Annotated in this window: 3 protein-coding genes; all 3 read left to right on the top strand. The window is 76.5% G+C overall.

The window, feature by feature from the left end; genetic code table 11:
* The coding region (locus CBZ_RS17505; RefSeq protein WP_130782759.1) for an Ig-like domain repeat protein at positions 1-813 on the top strand (813 nt) is incomplete at its 5' end.
* Between the two features lie 173 nt (positions 814-986).
* The gene (locus CBZ_RS17500; protein ID WP_373862193.1) at positions 987-2,324 is read left to right on the top strand and encodes a glycosyltransferase; all 1,338 of its coding nucleotides are present in this window, start codon (positions 987-989) and stop codon (positions 2,322-2,324) included.
* A 68-nt stretch (positions 2,325-2,392) separates the two neighbouring features.
* A complete protein-coding gene (locus CBZ_RS17495; RefSeq protein WP_130782758.1) occupies positions 2,393-3,133 on the top strand; it encodes a phosphoglyceromutase in 741 nt (246 codons plus the stop codon).
* Positions 3,134-3,167 lie beyond the last annotated feature (34 nt).

Below are 3,167 nucleotides of genomic sequence, written 5' to 3'. Positions count from 1 at the left end.
GCGCTCGACGGCACGGACCGCACGACGGCGACGGCGGCCGGCCTGGTCGTCAGCGTCCTGCGCGACCTCGCCCAGGCGGCGGTCGTCGCGGGCGGACCGGGCCTGCCGGCGGACGCGGTCGCGCTGACCGCCGACGCCGAGCACCTGCTCATGGCGGGGTCCGCGGGGGAGGCGGCCGGGCTGCTCGCCCGGGTCGCCGGCGTCTCGACCAGCGCACCCGTGGCCTCGACGACGACGCTCCGGGTGCCGTCGACCCGGCCGTTCGGCACGCCGGCCACCGCTCAGGTGACCGTCCGGGCCGAGGGCGTCACCCCGACGGGCACGGTCGACGTGCAGGTCGACGGCGTCACCGTCGCGACCGGCACCCTCACCGCGAAGGGTCGCGACAAGGCGGTCGCCGAGGTGCGCCTGCCGGCCACGCTCGCGACCGGGCGGCACCAGGTCGTCGCCGTCTACGCGGGCACCGCGCAGACCGACCCGCCCGTCGCCGCGTCCCGGTCGCGGGCCGAGCGGCTCACCGTGACGCGCGTCGTCCCGTCGGTCCGCACCGACGGCACCGACTGGACCGTGCGCCGCGGCGACGACAAGACCGTGCACGTCCAGGTCGGCGCCACCGCAGGCGTCGCCCCGACGGGCACGGTCGACGTGTGGGTCAACGGCCGCCGTGGCGGGTCCGCGACGCTCGACGCCGACGGGCACGCGGTCGTCGACCTGCCGCGCTCGACCCGGACGTCGATCGTCCTGGTCACGTACGGCGGCGACGGGACGTACCTGCCGAGCCTCGCGGCGCCACGGGTCCTCGTGGTCCGCTGAGGACGGGCGGGCCGCCGGCTCCACCCGGCGGCCCGCCCTGCGGGTCCCGTGCCGCCCGCCCGACGCGCGCCGGGGGTGTGACGCGACCGGGACCCTCGTCGGCGGCGGCCCGCGCCCCGCTGCGGGAGAATGGGCGGCAGTTCCGCCCGTACCCAGCCCGCCCAGGAGCCCCCGTGACCCTCGAGCATGCCCCGCGCGTCGCCATGCTCTCGGTCCACACGTCCCCGCTCGAGCAGCCCGGCACGGGCGACGCGGGCGGCATGAACGTGTACGTGCTGGAGCTGTCCCGCGCGCTCGCGGCCCGCGGGGCACGCGTCGAGATCTTCACGCGCGCGACGTCGTCGGACCTGCCGGAGACCGCGGTCGTCCCGGGCGCCGACGCCGACGGCCGGCCGCTCACGCGCGACGAGTCGCGGGCCGTGCTGCTCGCCGACCGCGTCCCGGCGGGGGTCGTGCCGCCCGTCCTCGTCCACCACGTCCCGGCCGGGCCGTTCGAGCGGCTCGACAAGAACGACCTGCCGGGCGTCCTGTGCGGCATGGCTGCGGGCGTCCTGCGCTCGGAGGCGGCCCGCCGCCCCGGCTGGTACGACGTCGTGCACTCGCACTACTGGCTGTCGGGGCAGGTCGGCCAGATCGCCGCGGAGCGGTGGGAGGTGCCGCTCGTGCACTCCTCGCACACGCTCGCGCGCGTGAAGAACGCGGCCCTCGCGCCCGGCGACGACGCCGAGCCCGCGCAGCGCGTGGTCGGTGAGGAGGAGGTCGTGCGCGCGGCCGACGCGCTCGTCGCGAGCACGCCCGTCGAGGCCCGCGAGCTCGTCGACCTGTACGGCGCCGACCCGGACCGCGTGCACGTCGTCGAGCCGGGCGTCGACCTCGACCGCTTCGCGCCCGTGCCCGCGGCCGAGCGCCGTGCCGCGCGCGCCGCGCTGGGTCTGCCGCTCGACCGTGACGTCGTGCTGTTCGCGGGGCGCGTGCAGGCGCTCAAGGCCCCCGACGTCCTCGTCCAGGCGCTCGCGGCGCTGCGCGCGTCGGGCCGGCCCGTGCCCCTGCTCGTCGTCCTCGGCGGCCCCAGCGGGCGCTCGACCGCGGTCCGTGAGCTGCGTGCCCTGGCCGCGATGACGGGCGTCGAGCAGGACGTCGTCGTCCGCCCGCCTGCCGACCGCGACACCCTCGTGCGCTGGTACCACGCGGCCGACGTCGTCGCGATGCCCTCGCGCAGCGAGTCCTTCGGGCTCGTCGCCGCGGAGGCGCAGGCCAGCGGGGTCCCCGTCGTCGCGGCGGCCGTCGGCGGGCTGCGGACCATCGTCGACGACGGCGTGTCCGGCCGCCTCGTGCGCGGTCACGACCCGGCGGTGTGGGCCGACGTCCTGGCCGACGTGCTCGCCGACCCCGAGCGCCGCGACGAGTACGGCGTCGCCGCACGCCGGGGCGCCGAGCGGTTCGGCTGGGAGACGGCCGCCGACCAGGTGCTCAAGGTGTACGGCGTCGCCGCCGAGGCGCGCCGCGCCTGACCGCGCACGCCGTCCCAGGGACGGACGTCCCGGCGACGGTCGGCGGGGGCTGCGGCAGGATGGAGCCCATGACCTACACCCTCGTGCTGCTCCGCCACGGCGAGAGCGAGTGGAACGCCAAGAACCTGTTCACCGGCTGGGTGGACGTCCCCCTGTCGGAGAAGGGCGTCGCCGAGGCGAAGCGCGGCGGCACGCTGCTGACCGACGCGGGCGTGCGCCCCGACGTCGTGCACACGTCGCTGCTGCGCCGCGCGATCACGACCGCGAACTACGCCCTCGACGCCGCCGACCTGCTCTGGATCCCGGTCAAGCGCAGCTGGCGCCTCAACGAGCGCCACTACGGCGCCCTGCAGGGCAAGGACAAGAAGCAGACGCTCAACGAGTACGGCGAGGAGCAGTTCATGCTCTGGCGTCGCTCGTACGACGTCCCGCCGCCGGACATCGAGCTCGGCTCGGAGTTCTCGCAGGACGCGGACCCGCGCTACGCCGGTGAGCCGATCCCGCGCGCCGAGGCGCTCGCGCAGGTCCTCGACCGCGCGCTGCCGTACTGGGAGTCGGACGTCGTCCCGGACCTCAAGGCCCGCAAGACGGTCCTCGTCGCCGCGCACGGCAACTCGATTCGCGCGATCGTCAAGCACCTCGACGACGTCGACGCCGACACGATCGCCGGCATCAACATCCCCACGGGCATCCCGCTGCTCTACGAGCTGGACGAGGAGACGCTGAAGCCCACGAACCCGGGCGGCACGTACCTCGACCCCGAGGCCGCGGCCGAGGCCATCAAGGCGGTCGCGAACCAGGGTCGCTGACCTCCCGCACGACGCACCGAGCGCCGGCCACCCC

The sequence above is a fragment of the Cellulomonas biazotea genome (genome assembly GCF_004306155.1).
In the GTDB taxonomy this organism is placed as follows: Bacteria; Actinomycetota; Actinomycetes; order Actinomycetales; family Cellulomonadaceae; genus Cellulomonas; species Cellulomonas biazotea.
The sequence above is the reverse complement of the archived record's forward strand: the minus strand, read 5'-3'. Positions and strand labels throughout refer to the sequence as shown.

Coding starts and splice junctions, on each gene's coding strand:
- CBZ_RS17495 (WP_130782758.1), top strand. CDS start 2,393: ATGACCTACACCCTCGTGCTGCTCCGCCACGGCGAGAGCGAGTGGAAC.